This window comes from Streptomyces sp. NPDC033845 (genome assembly GCF_055576225.1).
Map to the genome: position 1 here is coordinate 21,177 of NZ_JBVIRI010000025.1, position 16,980 is coordinate 38,156.

Annotated in this window: 25 protein-coding genes; 1 reads left to right on the forward strand and 24 read right to left on the reverse strand. The window is 72.1% G+C overall.

Going from position 1 to position 16,980, the window contains the following annotated elements:
- Positions 1 to 59: 59 nt before the first annotated feature.
- The 17 genes from ACZ50K_RS32890 to ACZ50K_RS32970 form a co-directional block, all read right to left on the reverse strand.
- On the reverse strand, positions 60 to 734 hold the full coding sequence (locus tag ACZ50K_RS32890; protein WP_468909991.1) for a hypothetical protein: 675 nt from the start codon (positions 732 to 734) through the stop codon (positions 60 to 62).
- Positions 731 to 1,243, reverse strand: coding sequence for a nucleoside 2-deoxyribosyltransferase domain-containing protein (locus ACZ50K_RS32895; RefSeq protein ID WP_468909994.1), 513 nt, complete (start codon positions 1,241 to 1,243; stop codon positions 731 to 733). The genes ACZ50K_RS32890 and ACZ50K_RS32895 overlap by 4 nt, the downstream gene beginning before the upstream one ends.
- Positions 1,240 to 1,620, reverse strand: coding sequence for an HIT domain-containing protein (locus ACZ50K_RS32900; protein ID WP_468909996.1), 381 nt, complete (start codon positions 1,618 to 1,620; stop codon positions 1,240 to 1,242). Before ACZ50K_RS32900 ends, ACZ50K_RS32895 begins: the two co-directional genes overlap by 4 nt.
- A 108-nt stretch (positions 1,621 to 1,728) precedes the next feature.
- Positions 1,729 to 2,151, reverse strand: a complete 423-nt coding sequence (locus ACZ50K_RS32905; RefSeq protein WP_468909999.1) for an NUDIX domain-containing protein — start codon at positions 2,149 to 2,151, stop codon at positions 1,729 to 1,731.
- Positions 2,152 to 2,335: 184 nt separating this feature from the next.
- A complete protein-coding gene (locus tag ACZ50K_RS32910) occupies positions 2,336 to 2,824 on the reverse strand; it encodes a hypothetical protein (RefSeq protein ID WP_468910002.1) in 489 nt (162 codons plus the stop codon).
- The gene (locus ACZ50K_RS32915) at positions 2,821 to 3,021 is read right to left on the reverse strand and encodes a hypothetical protein (RefSeq protein WP_468910005.1); all 201 of its coding nucleotides are present in this window, start codon (positions 3,019 to 3,021) and stop codon (positions 2,821 to 2,823) included. The genes ACZ50K_RS32910 and ACZ50K_RS32915 overlap by 4 nt, the downstream gene beginning before the upstream one ends.
- Before the next feature lie 90 nt (positions 3,022 to 3,111).
- A complete protein-coding gene (locus ACZ50K_RS32920) occupies positions 3,112 to 3,414 on the reverse strand; it encodes a hypothetical protein (RefSeq protein WP_468910006.1) in 303 nt (100 codons plus the stop codon).
- A gap of 98 nt (positions 3,415 to 3,512) precedes the next feature.
- Positions 3,513 to 3,851, reverse strand: a complete 339-nt coding sequence (locus ACZ50K_RS32925; RefSeq protein WP_468910009.1) for a hypothetical protein — start codon at positions 3,849 to 3,851, stop codon at positions 3,513 to 3,515.
- 18 nt (positions 3,852 to 3,869) lie between these two features.
- Entirely contained in the window at positions 3,870 to 4,085 is a 216-nt protein-coding gene (locus ACZ50K_RS32930; RefSeq protein ID WP_468910011.1) for a hypothetical protein, read from the reverse strand.
- Complete coding sequence (locus ACZ50K_RS32935; RefSeq protein WP_468910013.1) at positions 4,082 to 5,032, reverse strand: AAA family ATPase; 951 nt, start codon at positions 5,030 to 5,032, stop codon at positions 4,082 to 4,084. The genes ACZ50K_RS32930 and ACZ50K_RS32935 overlap by 4 nt, the downstream gene beginning before the upstream one ends.
- 80 nt (positions 5,033 to 5,112) lie before the next feature.
- A complete protein-coding gene (locus ACZ50K_RS32940; RefSeq protein ID WP_468910015.1) occupies positions 5,113 to 5,280 on the reverse strand; it encodes a pRL2-8 in 168 nt (55 codons plus the stop codon).
- Between the two features lie 33 nt (positions 5,281 to 5,313).
- Positions 5,314 to 5,706 (reverse strand): hypothetical protein, encoded by a 393-nt coding sequence (locus ACZ50K_RS32945; RefSeq protein ID WP_468910018.1) that lies wholly within the window; start codon positions 5,704 to 5,706, stop codon positions 5,314 to 5,316.
- Positions 5,707 to 6,187: 481 nt separating this feature from the next.
- Positions 6,188 to 6,718, reverse strand: a complete 531-nt coding sequence (locus ACZ50K_RS32950; protein ID WP_468910021.1) for a DUF6197 family protein — start codon at positions 6,716 to 6,718, stop codon at positions 6,188 to 6,190.
- Positions 6,719 to 6,786: 68 nt separating this feature from the next.
- Positions 6,787 to 6,975, reverse strand: a complete 189-nt coding sequence (locus tag ACZ50K_RS32955) for a hypothetical protein (protein ID WP_468910023.1) — start codon at positions 6,973 to 6,975, stop codon at positions 6,787 to 6,789.
- A 75-nt stretch (positions 6,976 to 7,050) separates the two neighbouring features.
- Entirely contained in the window at positions 7,051 to 9,150 is a 2,100-nt protein-coding gene (locus tag ACZ50K_RS32960) for a chromosome segregation protein ParM (protein ID WP_468910025.1), read from the reverse strand.
- A 68-nt stretch (positions 9,151 to 9,218) separates the two neighbouring features.
- Positions 9,219 to 9,632 carry a conjugal transfer protein TraB gene (locus ACZ50K_RS32965; RefSeq protein WP_468910028.1) on the reverse strand — a complete coding sequence of 138 codons (414 nt, stop codon included), beginning with the start codon at positions 9,630 to 9,632 and terminating at the stop codon, positions 9,219 to 9,221.
- A 20-nt stretch (positions 9,633 to 9,652) separates the two neighbouring features.
- The gene (locus tag ACZ50K_RS32970) at positions 9,653 to 11,431 is read right to left on the reverse strand and encodes an ATP/GTP-binding protein (protein WP_468910031.1); all 1,779 of its coding nucleotides are present in this window, start codon (positions 11,429 to 11,431) and stop codon (positions 9,653 to 9,655) included.
- On the opposite strand from ACZ50K_RS32970, the gene ACZ50K_RS32975 reads away from it, so the two are divergent.
- On the forward strand, positions 11,405 to 11,644 hold the full coding sequence (locus ACZ50K_RS32975) for a hypothetical protein (RefSeq protein ID WP_468910033.1): 240 nt from the start codon (positions 11,405 to 11,407) through the stop codon (positions 11,642 to 11,644). The two genes, ACZ50K_RS32970 and ACZ50K_RS32975, sit on opposite strands and share 27 nt — an antisense overlap.
- 366 nt (positions 11,645 to 12,010) lie before the next feature.
- On the opposite strand, the gene ACZ50K_RS32980 is transcribed toward ACZ50K_RS32975, so the two are convergent.
- The 7 genes from ACZ50K_RS32980 to ACZ50K_RS33010 all read right to left on the reverse strand — a co-directional run bounded on the left by ACZ50K_RS32980 (position 12,011) and on the right by ACZ50K_RS33010 (position 16,948).
- Positions 12,011 to 12,247 (reverse strand): hypothetical protein, encoded by a 237-nt coding sequence (locus ACZ50K_RS32980; RefSeq protein ID WP_468910036.1) that lies wholly within the window; start codon positions 12,245 to 12,247, stop codon positions 12,011 to 12,013.
- The gene (locus ACZ50K_RS32985; protein ID WP_468910039.1) at positions 12,244 to 12,741 is read right to left on the reverse strand and encodes a hypothetical protein; all 498 of its coding nucleotides are present in this window, start codon (positions 12,739 to 12,741) and stop codon (positions 12,244 to 12,246) included. Before ACZ50K_RS32985 ends, ACZ50K_RS32980 begins: the two co-directional genes overlap by 4 nt.
- Before the next feature lie 134 nt (positions 12,742 to 12,875).
- A complete protein-coding gene (locus tag ACZ50K_RS32990) occupies positions 12,876 to 13,037 on the reverse strand; it encodes a hypothetical protein (RefSeq protein WP_468910041.1) in 162 nt (53 codons plus the stop codon).
- Positions 13,038 to 13,096: 59 nt separating this feature from the next.
- A complete protein-coding gene (locus ACZ50K_RS32995; RefSeq protein WP_468910043.1) occupies positions 13,097 to 15,103 on the reverse strand; it encodes a hypothetical protein in 2,007 nt (668 codons plus the stop codon).
- 93 nt (positions 15,104 to 15,196) lie between these two features.
- Complete coding sequence (locus ACZ50K_RS33000; RefSeq protein WP_468910147.1) at positions 15,197 to 15,385, reverse strand: DUF5999 family protein; 189 nt, start codon at positions 15,383 to 15,385, stop codon at positions 15,197 to 15,199.
- A 291-nt stretch (positions 15,386 to 15,676) separates the two neighbouring features.
- Entirely contained in the window at positions 15,677 to 15,937 is a 261-nt protein-coding gene (locus ACZ50K_RS33005; RefSeq protein WP_468910046.1) for a WhiB family transcriptional regulator, read from the reverse strand.
- A 243-nt stretch (positions 15,938 to 16,180) separates the two neighbouring features.
- Entirely contained in the window at positions 16,181 to 16,948 is a 768-nt protein-coding gene (locus tag ACZ50K_RS33010) for a hypothetical protein (RefSeq protein WP_468910049.1), read from the reverse strand.
- Positions 16,949 to 16,980 lie beyond the last annotated feature (32 nt).

Genomic DNA, 16,980 nt, shown 5'->3' on the forward strand with positions numbered 1-16,980 from the left:
AGGGCTTGGGCGGGCTGTCGGTCGGGGCGCCCAGGCTGCGGGGGCCGTCGCCTTGTCAGCTACACGTTCGCTCCCACGAGGGCTGCGGCCAGGAGCTCAGTGATGTCGCTCCGGCACGGGTCGCTGTAATTCTCGTGGTCGTCGAAGTCGAAACGCGCACTGGCCGCGGTGACGGTGAGCCCCGGGACGACGGTGGCCTCCTGGCCATCCAGTTCGGTGGTGAGGCGGTCGGCGTCGCGGGAGGCGAGCCGGGTCTGGCTGTACGGGCCGAGGCGGAGCAGGGTGAAGCCGGATCCGTCGGCCTGCCGTGCTTCGACGTCGACGCCGTAGTGGGCCGGGGACATGCCGACGTTGTCGGGGAGGTCGAGGCCCGAGGCAGCGTGGGAGAGCGCGGTGTAGGCCGGCTGCCAGAGGCCGAGGATCCCGGTGGTCTCGCAGCGGAGCCAGCCCTTACGGGTGTAGCGGTGGGCGTAGGCCGCGGCGTGCGGGGTTCCGGGGTGGACCAGGGCGACGGCGATCACGTCGGGTCCGTGGTCGTCGCCCGGCCGGGTGTGAGCCCGTTCGATGTGGGCGCCGACCCGGACGGCGACGTCCTGGGCACAGCCGGGGGTCCAGGGTTCGGGGGTGCGCAGGGCGGCGAGCATCGCGTGGAACGCGTCGACGACGGCCTGGTCCTCGGGGGCGAGGACGGTCCCGGGTGCGGTGGCGCAGCGTCGGAACAGGCGACGGATCATCGGAGGTTCTCCTGCTCGGAGTGGGCGGTGGTGACCAGGGCGAGGGCTGCGGTCACCGTGTCGGTGAGGGTGGTGCGAACCGGTACGCCGTGGCGGCGTGCCACGTAGATCAGGTAGCGGTTGCGCTCGGGGTTGGGGCAGTCGGGCGGGCAGCCCAGCACCGCCCGGCCCGTCGACACGTCCAGACCGAACTCCACGTTGGTGGTCATTGCCGGCAGCGTCTTCAGGTCGCGGGGGATCCAGAAGAGGATCGCCGTGGCTACGGCGCGAGCGTCGGTCTCCCAATCAACCTGCGTCTCGTAGCGGTCGGCGCGGTCGCCGTTGCGGGACTCGGGGCTCAGAACGGTCAGCGTTTGGGGGCCGGTCCACTGCTCGGCGAGCGCGCGCAGGGCGTCGGGCCTCCAGGACGGTACGGGGTTGCTCTTGTCCGGGGTGGGGCCGGCGAGGAAGACGGACGGCCGGGCCGGGATGGGCTCACGGGCCATGACCAGGGCGGTGGGGCCGTTCACGACGTGGCTCCGTTCTGCGCAGCGGCGGCGCGGGCGGCGTGCTGCGGGGTCCAGGGCAGGGGCAGGTCGTCGCCGGCCTCGCGGGGTACCACGTGGACGTGAAGGTGGTGAACGGACTGAGTCGCCGCTTCGCCCTTCGACGTGATCAGGTTCGCGGCCGGGAGGTCGGCCAGCAGCTCGGCGGCCCGGCGCATCACGGCACCGGTCACCTCCGGGTCGGTGCCGGCGTCCTGGACGTGGACGCGCGGCAGGACGAAGACATGCCCGCCGTTCACGCCGCCGCTGCGGGGGCGGATCGCGAGGGCGTCGGGCCACTCTCGGACGATGACGGCCGGGGCCTCCCCGGCGGCGATGGCGCAGAAGACGCAGGTCTTCATGGCGGACTCCTTGGTCCGGTCGACGGTCACAGGTGAGGAGCGGGCGGGAATGGCGAAGCGCCGCGCGCGGCCGGGAAGGTCGTGCGCGGCGCTTCGGGTGGTGCCGTGTCAGGGCGTGGGGGTCACAGCCGCGTTGATGATGTCGGCGTGGTCGAATGCCAGCTCCGGCAGGTCGGTCAGCGGCCACCAGCGGACGTCGCGGGCGTCGTCCCCTGCGGTGACCGGGGTGTCTTCGGCGACGATGACCATGTAGGCGAAGGTGACGAAGCTGCCGCGCGGGTCCCGGTCGGGCTGGTCCCACACGCCGATCTGGTGCAGCGTGCCGACCGGCACGTCGAGGCCGGTCTCCTCGGCGAGCTCGCGGGCCGCAGCCACGAACGGCGCCTCCCCGGGCTCGACATAGCCGCCGGGCAGCGCCCAGGCGCCTTGGAAGGGCGGCCAGCCCCGCTCGATCAGCAGGACGTGGCCGCTGCGGGTCAGGGCGACCACGTCGGCGGTGTACTGGGCGGACTCGGGCTTGGTCTCGGGCATGTTCGCCTCTCGGCTAGTGGGTGGTGTCGGTGATGACGAGGAACTGGTCGCCGGCGAGGTCCATGACGACGCGGGCGTCGGTGCCCTGGGCTCGCTGGGCGGCGGCGTACTCGTCGGCGGGCCAGGAGCCGCGGGGGTGGCCGGCGGAGAACCGCTCCAGGACGGTGCGCGGGCAGCGTGGTCGTCATCGCGCGGTGCCGTTCTCGAAGGCGTCGATCAGGTCGAGGATGGCGTCGGGGGTGGGGGCCTCGCCGATCCACTTCCCGTCCACGGTGAACACCGGGACGCTGTCGCGGTCGGCGTTGAAGACGGTCGCGTAGTTGCCCCAGCGCTCGAGGACGAGGTCGTACAGCACGGGGGCCGGCGCGGCGTTCAACACCTCCAGGGCGTCGACGGTGAGCCGGGCCGGGGTGCCCTCGGTGGTGGGCTGGATGAGGGTGCCAGCGGCACGGAGGAAGTCGCCGGGCTGGATCTCGCGCAGCAGCGCGTCGGTGATGCGCGGGTCGGCGGTGGTGCAGGCGTACACGGTGTCCGGGGCGTCGGGGTCGAGCTGGTCCGCGTTGGTGGGGGAGTGGATGAGGTCGAAGACGGCGGTGCCCCCGCTGGTGCCCGGCGCCGGGATGGCGTCGACGTAGCCGTCTAGGGCGAGGTGGGTCTGGGGGCCGGCCATCATCGGGCCTCCGTCCGGTCCTTGGTGGTGCGCGGGGTGCGGGGTCGGGGGGTGTACTGCGCGCGGAGCAGCAGCTCGCAGTTGCGCTGCTGCTGTCCGGCGGTGATCGGCCGGGCCTTGGGGCTGTGGCGGTGCCAGAGCGGCGAGGCGGGCGGTTCGGGGTAGGCGAGTGCGTGGTCGACGTCGTGGTGTGAGGACATACTGGGGTCTCCATCTCGTCTTGTACGGGAGGGAAGGCCGGGGCAGGCGCGCTGGTTTGGACGCCGATGTGCGTCTGTCCCGGGGCAGAGCTACAGCTCGAAGGGCTGGCGGGTGAGCCAGCTGTACGGGCTCTTCCAGAGGCCGGCCTTCGCGGCGGGCCAGTCGAGCTCCCAGCCGGGCCGGTATCCGCAGGCGCCCCATCCGTCCGGGCGCCCGTGGGGGATCTCACGGCCGGCCGCCGCCGCGGCACGGGCCGCGTCGTAGACCTCGTGCGCGGCCTTGATGGCGGCGGTGCCGCTGTCGGCCTGGCCGGTGAAGACGTGCACGCCGCGCAGGCCCGGCGATTCGGTGTTCCGTATGGGGACGTCCACCTCGAAGTAGTCCTTGGCCATGACGTCCAGCTCCTCTCGTGCTCGCGGTGGTGAGGGACCACCGCGACCGCCCCGGCCCCGACCGGTTTCGGCTGGGGGCGGGGCGGCACGGAGGACCATCACTCAACCGCGGCCGGGAGCTCGTAGACGTCGATGACGTCCTCTCCGCCGGACCAGGTGCCGGGGGCGTGGCGGATGTAGACGATGTGCAGCGGGGAGCCGTCGCGGGCGGCGACGTCGTATTCGTGCACCAGGTGCTTCTTCAGCGCGGAGCGCACGGCCGGGGCCACGGACCGGGCGGGCAGGCGGGACGGCAACGGCTGGAACTTGGCGCCGTTGACGGTGGTGTACTGCAGCGCCTGACGCGGCCACAGGCGGGCGGCGTTCCTCGCGCCGTGCTCGCGCAGGGCCTGGGCGTGGGCGTCGTAGTACGCGCGGACGGTCTCGGTCATGGTCATGGACGGATCTCCTTCGGGTCAGAAGCCGAGGTCGAGGCGGACCGTGATGGGGATGCGGTGGTCGCCGTAGTCGCGGCGGGGGTTGTGGACCGTGCGGCGGTGCGCGCCGAGGCCCGCGGCGCCGCCTTGGATCGGGAGGTGGCACTCCCCGCAGGCCGTCAGCCACTCGTCCCCGGCCGGGAGGTCGGCCTGGGTGAGGGGGTGCGGGTGCGGGCCGTCGGCGGCCCGGCTCACGCGCGGACCGCCTCGGCGTGCAGCTGCTCCTGGCCGTCGTGGTCGTCGTCCTGGTCGTGGCCGGTGTTGGGCCCGTGGACGGCGCAGACGATGTCCTCGCTGTCGTCCAGCTCGCCGGCCAGGGCGCGGGCGAGGCAGGTGACGCTGTACGCCGGCGCCCAGGCCCAGCCGGTGCATTCGTCGTCGTGGGGGCAGGGCAGCGCGACGTCGAAGCCGTAGTCCCCCTGCCCGTCGACGTTCGGCCGGAACGCGAGGGTGAGGTACTGCTGGCCGAGGCGGATCTCCGCAACGCGGTCTCCGCCGGCGGCCTTCGAGCCGGGCTTCCACCGCCACAGCGGGAGAACCTCGGCGCCAAACACCCGGCGGACGAGCAGCATCTCGCCCAGGCCGTCGCCGCCGTCCAGCCCGAGGTCGGCCTGGCGGGCATCGCCCAGCCGCTGGAGGTAGGGCTGCAGCTGGCACAGGCTGTCGGAGAAGTGGACCTCGTTGAACCCCTCGGCCAGCAGCTTGGGGTGGGAGCGGACCATCGCCGTGTGCTGCGCGCGGACGGTGTCGTCGGGCACGGTCCGGTTGGCCGGCCGCGGGCCCTGGCGCTCCACGCACACCGAGGCCGGGGTGGAGACCATGACCGCGATGGCGAGCATGTTGTGCCGCTTGGCGGCGGCGACCAGCGGCGCCCTGGACGCGGGGGTGACGTTCGTGGCGTCCACGACGGTGAACCGGCGCCGGCGCATCCGGGCCTCCAGGAGCAGGTGCAGGGCGGCGACGGCGTCGCCGGTCGCGTCCTGGTCGCCCGCGTCGCCGCTGACCGTCTCGCGCAGCGCATCGAGAGAGAGGACCTGAGATGCGGGCCAGGTGGCCGCAAGCGTCGACTTGCCTGCGCCGCTGGCCCCGATCAGAACGACCAGGGAGCTGTCCGGCAGGTACGGGAAGGTCGGCGAGCTCATGCGGACTCCTTGCGGGTGAGGGGTGCGGACAGCTCCGGTCAGGCGCTGGACCGCGTGGTCGGTGAGCAGGGCGGCGGCCATCAGCGGACGATCATGTGGGAGGGGTGGCCGTTCTTCATGTGGTCCACGCACTGCGGGCAGTCCTCACGCGGACCGAGCCCGGCGTGCGCTTCGCGGCTGGCGTAGGCGTGGAACCAGCACTGCGTGCACTGGCCGGAGGGCGGGTTCGTGGCCTTCGGGCTCGCCATCTCAGCTGTCCTCTCGGGAGCTACGGGTGCCGGTCACCGGCGGGCGCCGGGGCGGGTGGTGAGCCAGGTGGTGACGGCGGCGGCGCCGATGCCGATGGCGCGGTGGAGTGCCGCGTCCAGCTCCATCCACGCGCTGCCGGGCCCGGTGATCTCCTTGGTGACCGTGCCGTCGTCGGCGAGGCGGACCGCCTGGCAGTGCTCGATGTAGCCGGTCTTGCCGGTCTTCTTCGCCAGCCACAGCAGTAAGGCCCCGCGGTCGATCGCAGCGTGTGTTCCGGCGTTGATGGCCGCTCCGGCGAGCAGCGCGGTCGGGGTGACGCGGTAGCCGAACGCGCGGGTGATCGCGATGGTCGCCCCGAGCTGCACGGCGGTGTACGAGGCGACGTGGCAGGCGACCGCGCGCCGGCCGAGGGCGCTGGTGGTCATGGTCGGGCGGGTGGAGTCCGGCGCGGCGGGGGAGCCGTCGGCGTGGACCAGGTCCTGGCCGTACAGACGCTTGCGCGAAGCGGTCTTCGATCCCTGGACCCAGTGGGTCGCAGGCAGGATGGAGCTCGCCGAAGGTGGCGAGCAGGGTGCCGAAGAGGGCCAGGCGCTCGGTGGTCAGGGGCAGACGGGGCATGCTGGGGTTCTCCTGATCTCGTTTTCGGGTGAAGGGAGCGGGGCGGCCGGCCTCTTGCCGATGTTGCGGCCGACCCGTGAGCGGACTCCGCCCCGGCCTGCGTGGCCGGGTCGGAGGTCGTTCAGAACGGCGTCGGCCTGTCCGGCCCTCGCCCTGCCCCGCGGCTGCGGGGTGGGCGAGGACCAGGCGGAGCGACCGGGTGTCAGCGCTGGAAAGGGCGGACGTTGTCGGGGGCACTGTCGTCGGGCGCGGTGGCGGGTGCGAGGCAGGTGGTCCGGAGCGGGGCGGTCAGAGGCCGCGGGCGTCGGCGAGGTCGGCGGCCTGGTCGAGCATCCGCATCGGGATGCGGCCGTTGGCGAAGGCGTCGTTGAAGGACGGCACGGAGTCGACGTCGCCGAACTGGCGGCGGATCGCGTCCATCAGCACCTGAAGTCCGCGCGACTCCAGGGTCTGGTCGTCGCGGGCTTCGATGCGGATCGCGCCGTACAGGCAGCGGGCACCGTCCTGGTCGACCAGGACGCCGGCGCACCAGCCGCCGGTGAGCAGCCGGTGGTGCGCGCGCTGGAGGAGCGCCGCGACCGGGGTCGGGTGCGCAGTCGTGGGCTGGAGCGCCGGGGTGCGCGGGAGGGTGATGACGTCGTCCAGGTCGAGCGGACCGGTGGGGATGTGTGCGGTGTTGACCTCGTAGGCGACGGCGGCTTCCTCCAGCCGGACGGTCATCACTGCTTCCGTGGCGGCCATGCGGGCTTCCAGCGACGGTTCGGCGGGCGGTGCGTTGGTGGGGGCCGGGGTGGGTGGGGCGGGGGTGGGGTGGGGCATCGGTGCTCCTCTGAAGGCGTCGGAGGTGCTGGGGTCGGGGGCCCGTCGACGCCGGCAGGGGGTCGGTGTCAGAGGGTGGAGATCCAGCCGGTGATGCCGCTGGTCGCGTCGGTGATGAAGGGGGCGGCACCGGTGGAGGCGAGGAAGAAGCCGAAGGCGGTGCAGGCCAGGGCGGGGCAGGGGCGTACGGAGTCGCCTCGGATGAGGACGGTGACGACGATGGCGAGGAGGACGATGACGGAGATCGATATGGGCACGAGCGGTGTGTCCTTCCAGGTGTGGGCGGGGCCCGGCCGGTGTGGCCGGGCCCTGCGGGGATGTGCGGGGTGGGGTCAGGCGCGGGAGAGGTTCTTGATGGCCTCCAGGGCCTGGCGGGGCGAGGTGACCGCGTCGCGGCGCGCGGCGGGCTTTCCCGCGCCGTGGGGCTTGCCGCCGCCCTTCGGGTTGTCCTCGTCCTCGTCATCGATCGGTTCGGGGCCGAATTCCCCGGGCCGGGGCGGCTCGGTCCAGTCGAACCACAGGTCCCGTGCCTGGAGCTCGCGGATCTCGTAGTCGGTGAGGCTGGCGACGGTGTCGGGGAAGTAGTCGTCCAGGCCGGCCTTGAAGTCCATGAACAGCGTGCGCAGGACTTCGGGCTGCTTGGCTTCGACGATCCAGCCGGCGCCGCCGGTGTTGGAGTCGGCGGGCGGCTCGGGCTCGCCGGCCATCACCCGCTCGATCCGGCCCGCCTCCGCGGGGGAGAAGGAGCGGGGGAGGGGCTCGGGGGTGTTGTCGGAGGAGATGCCGAGGGTCTTGAACATCTCGGCGACCTTCTTCGGCGCGACCTTGAGCACGACGGGGATGCAGTTCTCGCGCAGGTTCTCGCACAGCAGCTGCGTGAACCCGTCCTGCACGTAGATGGACTGGCCGGCGACCTTGAGGCCTATGCCGTACTTGCGGCCCTTGACCGAGACCCTTTCTGCGAGGTCCATGATCTCCGCGCCGTAGTCGCCGTTGCGGGCGGCGGAGAGGAACTCGTCGAGGTAGGCGGACAGCATCCGGTAGGGGCAGCCCGGCAGTTTGGGGTCCCAGTCGTAGACCCGTCCGTCGTCCCATGGCATCTGGCCGCGGATATCCATCAGGGCGTCCAGGGTGCGCAGGAGGCGGATCATGTAGAGCGCGCCGATGCCGTAGCGGTCGGTGTACTCGCCGAGCTTTGCGGCCTTCTCGTCCGGGGCTTCCGCGGCCAGCCAGACCACCGCGCCGACCAGGGCGTCGGCGGCGACGTGGAGGCCCATGAGCTGGGTCTTGCCGCCGCCGGAGGGGGCGACGAACAGGCCGTGGGCGGCGCCCCGGTCGGTGTAGACGCGGTTGCGGGCTGGCTGGCCGTTGCCGAGGTAGCCGGTCACCCACCGTCCGTCCTTGTCCGGGGTCAGGAGCTCCTTGGTGGCGGGGAAGATCTGGGCGAGCGGGCTGGAGTCCCACAGGCTGACCAGGACCTGGCTGCCGTCGACGGTGACGAACAGCCGGCCCTCGTCGTACTTGGTTTTCAGCGCAGCGGCCAGCGAGTGCTGGTGGACGCACGGTTCGCCCAGCTCGTCGGGGACCTGGGCGATGTAGTGGGTGACCTTGCGCGCGTGGTCGCGGATCTTCTTGATGAACTCCGAGCCGGGCACGGGCCCGCTGGCGATGCGGTCGGCCCACCACTCGTGGGTGGTGGGCGCCTTGCGGCGGCGCTCGTTCAGGTCAGGGGTGACGTGGACTTCCTTCCAGCCGGGGCCGCCCTCGCGGCCGTACTGGCGGACCACATCCTCGATCCGCACGTCGTAGGTCTCGACGCCGAACGCGGCGGCGACGGCTTCCGCGGTGAGGCTGGAGATCGGGCGTCCGGCCTCGGTGGAGCGCAGCAGCAGAGACAAGTCGTTGGGCATGCCCGGGTGTGGGGTGGCCGTGATGACGATGGTGCGGCCGGGCAGACCGCGGGCTTCCCACAGCCAGCGGACCTGGCGGGTGAAGGCGTCGGCGCCGTCGTCCGGCTGCGCGGGGGACGGTTCGGGGGCGGGCTGGAGCTGCGGGGCGGGGGCCGGGGCGGCGAGGGCGGGGCGGTGGTGGCGGCGGGTGTGCCGGGAGAAGGGCATCACCAGCAGGCCGGCCGTCGCCCATCCGGCGGCGAGGAAGCCGTCCAGGCAGTAGGGGCCCCAGCCGATCGTGTTCTTGGCGGCGATGTCGATCGCGGCGGCGGCCACGAGCGGCGACCAGCGCAGGATCTTGCGGCCGGCACCGGCGGCGTCGCTCTTGGCGGCCAGGATCCAGCCGCCGATGCCGGCCGCGCCGGCCAGCTGCACGACCGTGTTGACGGGGCTGTCGGGGAAGAGGTTCGGGGCCGCGGCGAGGACCGGGGCGGTCAGGGTGTAGAAGGTGCGCTCCAGGACGACGCTGCGCGGCACGGGCACGGATGTTCCTTTCGGGAGATGGCGATGGGCGGCCCGCCGCCGGTGGCTGGCCGCCCATCGGGGAGGGGTCAGTGGGCGAAGAAGCCCGGCTTGGGGGTGCGCTCCTTGCGGCTGGAGCGGACGTTGTCCAGGCCCTCGTACAGCCGCGCGTGGGTACGGCGTGCGTCCCTGGCCAGGTGGGACACTTCCTGGGCTGCCTCGTGGAGCTTGCGGACCTCCACGGCGGCGCCGCCGAGGGCGAGGGCCACCTGGTTGGTCATCTCGATGAACGTGCGGTCGAGTTCCGCGTTGGCGATGTCGCCGGCCAGTCGTTCGGTGCGAACGGCGTTGCGGCGCATGCCGAGCAGCAGCCCCTCCAGTTGGGTGGCGGCCAGGTCCATGGCGGTGGCGAAGGTCTTGAGCTTGTGCTGGACGGCCTTGTAGCGGTTGTCGCTGTCGGTGCGGGCGGCAGTGCCGCTGGTGGTGGGTGCGAGGTCGTTCATGGCGGATCCCCCTGTCGTCTTTAGTCGTGGTGGGCGGCGGCGGAGGCGTGGGCCAGGCCCGCGTCGCGCATGGCGTTGATGTCCTGGCCGTAGACGCGGCTGACCGAGGTGGCGGTGAGGACAGCGGCCTCGGAGGCCACCTGGCACTCGCCGGCGCACCGTTCGGCGAGCGTCTTCATCCGGGTGGCGGCGTCGGCCAGGTCGGTGACCTGGTCGACGACTGCGGTGGCGATGTTGTGGTCGGCGCCGAGGTCGGCGGCCATGTCCCGCAGGGCGTCGGCGACCTTGCCGAGCGCGTCGGCCAGCTCTTCCGCGCGGTCCTTGTCGAGCGTGGAGGCGATCGCGATGTTCACGATCTCCACCAGGTATTCGCCGAAGGTGATGTCGGTGCGGTGCTGGGCGGGCATGCCGGTCTGGCCCGTGGGCTTGTTGACCTCCGATGCCATGGGGTCCTCCTGTGTGGTGGGCCGGCTGGTGCCGGGACGCTGGGTATGGGGCTCCGGGGCACGAGGCAGGCTCGCCACTGGAGTGCGGGTGGCGCCGAAGGGGTCGGCGGGGTCGTCGACGATGACGGCGTCCCAGATGTCCTGGCCGGCCGGCTCGGGCTGCGGGGACCGGGCCGGGCCGTCGGGGCGGTCCACGGTGACGTTGAGGTCCTCCGGCCGCAGTGTCGACGGCCCGGCCGGGGGCGGGGCGGCGTCCTCGCGGACCTTCTTGAACCAGTCCGAGAGCCGCTCCTTGAACGTGCGGCCGTCGTCGGGGTCGTCCTTCAGGTCGTCCTCAGACTCGGCGGTGTCCTGCGGCTCAGCGTCCGTGGAACCGTCTGGTGCGCCGTTCTCGGTACCGTCCTTGTCGTCTTCGGCCTCGGCTCCGCCGGCCGCCTTCTCGCTCTTCTCGCTCTCGTCCGGCCCCTTGGCCTTGGAGTCGTCCTTCGGGCTGTCCGAGGGCTTCTCAGGGCCGTCCTTGGGCACCTTCTTCGTTGCCTCGGACTCCTTGTCACCGGTGGCGTCCTCGGCGTCGTCCTTGGCCTTGTCGTCCTTCGCGGCCTTGTCCTTCTCCGCCGCACGCCGCTTGTCCCAGCGGCGTTTCGCCTCCTGCCCGAGAGCCGAACCCAGGGTCGTACGGCCGCTGGCGGCCTCGGCCGCCTCCCGCTTCGCCCGTGCCGCGGCCGCCCGCTCGGCCTTCACCTTGCGGCGTTCCTCACGTGCCGCCAGGACCGCGGCGCGGTCCTGGCTGCGGTCGGCGAGGCTCGCGGCCTGATCGGCGCTGCGCCGCTGCTGACGCGCCGCCTGGCGGGCCGCGGCGCGCTCCTGGCGGCCTCGGGCACGCTCCGCCCTGGGGCTGGTGGCCGGCCAGTCCTTCGACGTGCCGCCCTTACCGGTCCCGGTGCCGCCCGAGCCGTTCTTGCCGCCGGAGCCGCCCGAACTACCCCTGCCCTTATCGGACTTGCCCGCCCCGGAGCCCCCAGCGCCGTTCTGGCGGCCTTTCGGTCCTCCGGACGACTCGGTGCCCTTCGGACCGCCCTTACCGCCGCCAGCGGAGCGATCAGCGCCCTTCCCGGGGCCCTTGGGGGAGGTGCCGCTCCCAGAACCGCGACCAGAGCCGCCGGAGCCGGAGCCGTTGGAGCTGCCGCCGCCTCCGCGTGAGCCGCCCCCGCCGCTGGCCTTCGAACGGCCGCCCTTGTCGGCACCCAGGCCGGAGCCGGAGGACCGCGACGCGTCGGCCTTGCCGTGCGCCGCCGTCTTGTCGACCCTCGCCTTCATCTGCGCGGCGTGGAGTTTGGCGTTCTGCTCCATCATCGCGGTTTCCTGAGCGGTGCGGGCTTCCAAAAGCGCGGTCTTGCGCGCTATTTCCGCTTCACGGAACGGCGCCTCACCGGCGTGCCGGTCCCGCGCCACTTCCAGCCGGAGTTCCAGCCAGTCACCGAGACGGTCGGCGAGAGAACGAGGCTGCCCATATTCGCCTTCCTCGCATTCTTCGTCCTCGAAATCCGGAGCATCAGGCATTCCTGATTCCCGCAATGCGACTTCCGGGGAAATAGGGCCGCGAATAGGCGGCATTTCCCTGACCGCCCCTTCCGGAGACTCGGGAGAACCCGAACTGTTCGCACTTTCGCCGGACGGTTGAGCAAAAAACAGATTCCCTGCATCCGGGAGTTCCGGAATTCCGCCGGAATCGCCACCCCGAGTGGGGAGGTTGATGACGTTGCTTTCGGTGTCGTCGGACACGGCCCCTCCTCCTGGGCTTGACAGTCGGCATCGGCCTCGCGTACACGCGCGCACGCCACGCGCGGCACGCGACACGCGCGGCACGCGTTGGGGTCGTCGAAGGGCCGCCCCCACGGTTCGGGGGCGGCCCTTCGCACGGGGCGCGGTGAGCTAGCCGGAGTGGCGGCCGTAGACGTTCTTCAGGGCGAGCGCGGCCTCACGGATGAAGTCCGTGTTCCCGTCGCGATACGCCTGGGTGCCTCGGATATTCACAATCCGCAGCCAGGCGTAAAAGGTGCCGAGGTCACTGCCGTGCTGCGCGACCAGATCCTGTGCGATCTTCCGCTCGTGTTCCGCACGGTTCATCGCCTTCCGCTCGGCTTTCGTGAGCGGGCGACCTGCACTCACGCCGACTCCCTGCGGTCCAGGTTGTAAATCGACGTGGGACCACCATAGCCGGAATTCTGGCCCTGCACACCCTGCTGTCCCGGGTGCTCCGGGGCAGCCTGAAGCTGCAGATTGTTCTTACGGGCCTTGATCTGCGCCTTTTCCTTTCGGTTCCTCTTGACCTCTTTCACCTTTTCGTCATGGGCGTGGCGCTTGTGGGCGCTCTTCTCCAGTCCCGAACCGGCGCTCTTGAGGTTCTTGAGAACGTCGTTCAGGGACTTTTCCACCGGGAAGGAACGCAGCCGGGCCTGGCCCCACTTGTCGCCCTCCACGCGGGTCTTGCGGCAGTGCAGGCGGGCCTCGCGCTGGAGGATCTCCAGCTTGGCCTGCATGTCCAGCACGACCCGGTTGAAGTCCGCGAGGTAGCGCGCGTAGGCAACCGGGTTCTGCGCGATCTCGCGCAGCGCCGCGTTGGGGTCGTCGAAGAAGGGCTGACCGTTGTGGTCGGTGCTCACGGGGGTCCTCCGTGGGGGTCGGGTCTGGTGTAATCGGGGGGCTGCTGACTGCTTCCGGCAGTCGCAGCGAAGGCCAGCCCAGGTCGAATGGGCTGGCCTTCACTGTTGGTGTCGGATGCTGGGGCGGCGCGGGCTCAGCGTCGCCGCAGGCCCGGGATGCGCGGGTGGCACCAGAAGCAGCTGGGCCCGTGGTCGTACGTCGTACGGGAGTGGACGATCAGCAACGGCGTGGCCACGAGGGTGGCCAGAGCCACCAGGACGAGGACCATGCCGATCACGAACTGGGACGTGCTCACAGGAGGAGCTCCTCTCGGTCGGATGGGGTGACCGGCGCGGCCGCGTTGGCCGCGTCGTCTCACGAGACGTCCGTGTAGCGGGACCGTGCGATCTCAAGACGGCGGCCGGCGGTGGCCCGTGAGACACCGAGGACGTCCTTGGCCTCGTCGACTGAGACGGTGCCGAGGCCCTGCCGCCGGTACATCAGGCTCAGCAGCGAGGTGACCTGTCGTTCGATCTCAGCGTCCCGGGCGAGGGCGGGGCGGTTCGTCTCAACCGACCGCAGCGGGAGGGCGACCGCGCCCCCGGGGCTGGCGGTCGTCTCACGGTCTGACCTGCGGGTCTCACCCGTGTGAGAGGTCGTCTCAGCCGCGCTCACCGGGGCTCCAGTCTCATCGGAGGCCGTCTCAAGGGCCCCCCGCGTCTCACCCTCTGCCGTCTCAGCAGAGGGCACCGGAGCGGTGCGCGGGTGGGGGACCGTCTCACCGGGGGCGGTGAGACCGACGGGCAGGGCGGTGTCGGTCTCACCCGTGGGCTGGGGGCGTACGGTCTCAACCGGCTGCCCGGTCGTGGCCGTGCCGGTCTCACCGGACGCCGTCTCACCGGGTTCCTTGGTGATCTGGTGGATCCGCCACATCACCCACGGGGCGATGGCCGCGACCGACACGATCAGCCACCACAGCGGCTTCAGCGTGTCGCCGACGGGCCTCTCCACGCCGACCAGGCCGGCGGCCGCCAGGTGGTAGGCGGCGTTCGCGGCGACCATGAGGATCAGCGCGGCGGCCACGTCGCGGTGCCGGCGGAACGCCTGCACCACGTACACGTCGATCGCCAGCGGCAGCGCCCAGGCAACCTCGGCGGGCCACCCGGCCAGCTTGGCCAGAGCGAACTCGCCAGACGCGGTCAGGACGATCGTCGCGCCGAGGGCCACGCGCGGGCCCCAGGTGTTGACGAAGTTCTTCCGCAGGGCCTGGCGCTCGATGAGCGCCTGCGCCTGGGCGACTTCCTCCCGGGTGGCCGCCAGCTGCTGCTGCGCGCTCTGCTGCTCGGACCGGGCCCGGGTACGGACAGCGGCTGCCTGCTCCTGGGCCTCGGCGACCAGGCGGGCGGCGTCCTTCTCGGCGGCCGCGATCCGTTCGGCGGCCGCCGTCTCCGCGCCGGTGATGACACCGGCCGCCTTCGCCTCAGCCAGCGAGCGGACCTTCAGGACCTCGTCCTCGGCCTGCTCCCGCGCAGCCTGCAGCGTCTGCTGCGCCTCGGTCCGGCGGTCGTCGGCGTCCTCCTCAGCCTCCCGCAGGACCTCGCGGGCCTGGCCGCGGGCCGCGTCCAGGATCCCGGCCGCGTCCTCTTCTGCGGCGGCCAGCCCGTCGCGGGCCTGCGTGCGCAGCTGCTCGGCGTCCTTCTCCGTCTGCTCGCGCATCTGGGCCGCGGCCTCCCGCCGGGCCTCCGCGTCGGCCTCGGCGGCCGCGATGAGGTCCGCGGCCCGCTCCTTGGCCTCGGCCACCAGGTGCGCGGCGTGCTCGGCGGTGGAGTCGGCCTCGGTCTGGGCGCGGTTCTTGTCGTCCTCGGCCTCGGCGCGGACCTGCTCCGCCCGGGTGCGGGCCGCGTCCACGATCCGGCCGGCCTCCAGCTCGGCTTCGGCCTGGAGTTTCTCGGCGGCCTGGCGGCGGCGGGCCAGGGTCTGCTCGGCGGCGGCCAGGTCGCCGTCGGCGATCGTGCGGGCGCGCTGCACGGTCTCCTCGGCCGCGGTGATCTGCTCGTCGGTGAGCTTGCGCATCCTTTCGGCCTGCGCGGTAGCGGCCGCGAGGATCTCCTCCGCCTCGCTCTGCGCACGGCGGGCGGCGGTGTCCGCGTCGTTGAGCTGCTGCTGGGCCTGGTCCACCAGGGACGCGGCTTCGGTGCGGGCGGCGGCGAGGAGCTGGTCGGCTTCGGCGCGTGCGGCGGTCACCAGGGCCTCGGTGTCCTCGGCCGGGCCGGCGGAGGCGGTGGGCTTCTGTGCGGTGGCCACGGCGGAGGCGGTCTCGGCGGGCTGGTCGGCGGTGGTCTTCTTCGTGGCGGGCCGGCGGGCCGGGCGTCGGGTGGTCACTACGGGTCCTTTCTGGTTGCGGATCCGGCTGCCCTTCACCGCTGGCACCGGCCGCCGGAGTTCGGCGGCCGGTGCCAGCGGATCAGGAGGCCGTCAGGCCGCGGCGCGGGAGCGGTGCGGGGCGATGATCTGGCCGTCGGGGAGCAGCTCGCCGGTGTCCTCGAAGACCAGGACGGCGTTGCAGAGCAGGCTCCAGCCCTGCGCGGGGTAGGCGGCCACGACCTGAGCGGCCTCCCGGTCCGGACTGTCGGCCGCCGGGCAGACCGGGGTGTGCGTGCACAGCGAGTCCGGCAGCAGGGTGGTGTCGGCGGTCGTCGCGATGTCGAGCGGGGTGCTGGTACGCATGGGCTCTCCTGCGGGGGTACGGGCCCGAGAGTCTCCCGGGCTGGAGGCGTGCGAAAGGCCGGCCGCCCGTGGTGCGGGCGGCCGACCTGGTGAAGCGGCATGGTGCGGGAAGGAAGTTGATGTGACGTCCTGCGGGACGGACTGCTCAGCCGTGTGCGCGGCGGCCGAAGTCGTGGTCCTTCTCCGTCTGGCGTCGCGATTCCGCGAGGCGCTTCTGGTCCTCGTCGCTCATACCGACACCTGCCGCGCCCTGTTGCGGGCGGCCCGACGCTTCATCGCCCGACGCTCGTCCTCGGACAGCCCGCCCCAGACGCCGGTGTCCTCCCCGGACTCCAGCGCCCACTGCAGGCACTGCTCCATCACCGGGCAGCGGCGGCAGACGACCTTGGCCTCCTCAATCTGCAGGAGCGCCGAACCGGTGTTGCCGTTGGGGAAGAAGAGCTCCGGGTCGCCCTCGTCGGCGCAGACCGCGTTGTGTCGCCAGTCCATGCCAGTCACCGCCCTTCGCGAACGCGGCGGAGGGCCTCGTCCATGATCGGGTCGGAGTCGCTGTCGTTCCGTGCGATGCTGGTGGGCATCAGGTCTCCAAGCGGGTCCTGGACAGCCCCGGAGGGTCTCAAGTCACCGGGGCTGTCGTGCTGTTCAGGCTGTTCGTACGAGCAGCCACGGCCCCGGCCGCCCCCAGTTGAAACGGGGCGGCCGGGGCCGTGGGCGATCGTCTCCGCGTGCGAGTCAGAACTGGGTGCGCATCCAGACCGGGAATCGGCCGGCGCACCGACCGCAGTGGGTCCGGCGGAGGACCTGACCCCATCCGGCAGCGGCTGCGCGAACGAAGTTCAGCTCGGTGGTCCCGCAGTGCGCGCACTCGGGCTGCACAGGGGCCCCCTCTGCCGGCTGACCGTCACGGGTGTACTTGCCCAGCTCCGCCTGCCGCCGGTTGTGACGCTCCAGGTGCTCCGGCTCCTGCGGAATCTCGGGGCCATCAGCCGGACGCTCGCCGTCCGGGAGCTCCTTCCGTGCGGCGTCGGCCTCGCCGACCTGCACCTGAACCGCATCCCAGTCGGCCACGCGGCCGGCCGGGGTGCGCTCGGCACGAGCCCGCAACGTCCGGTCGGTCGCCGGGCTGAATGCCTTGGCCAGCACCGTGGTGGCTTGGCGACTGGAGGCTTCCGTGGCGGCGTCGGTCAGGGCCTGGCGCCACTGGGGAATCGTCATGTCGAACTCGATCCGGCGGTTGCTGCTCTTGCAGTGGACTGCGTCGGCAACGCCGGCCTTGCCGGTGTGGTGCGGGACCAACTTCTGCACGCGGCTGTTGATGCCGGTGATCGGCACCCACGTGCCGCAGTCCCCGCAGACCAGAACGGCCTTGAGCGGGTCACGCAGGTCGATGTGCGAGGGCAGAAGCTTGGAGAGCTTGAGGGCGGGTAAGGCGCTGACCCGCTTCGTGCGGGTCCGGCGGGGGCGTTCCTTGGCTGTCGGCATCGCGGCGGTGATGACCATGGCAAATCTCCTCATGTGCGAAGGGGAGGGGA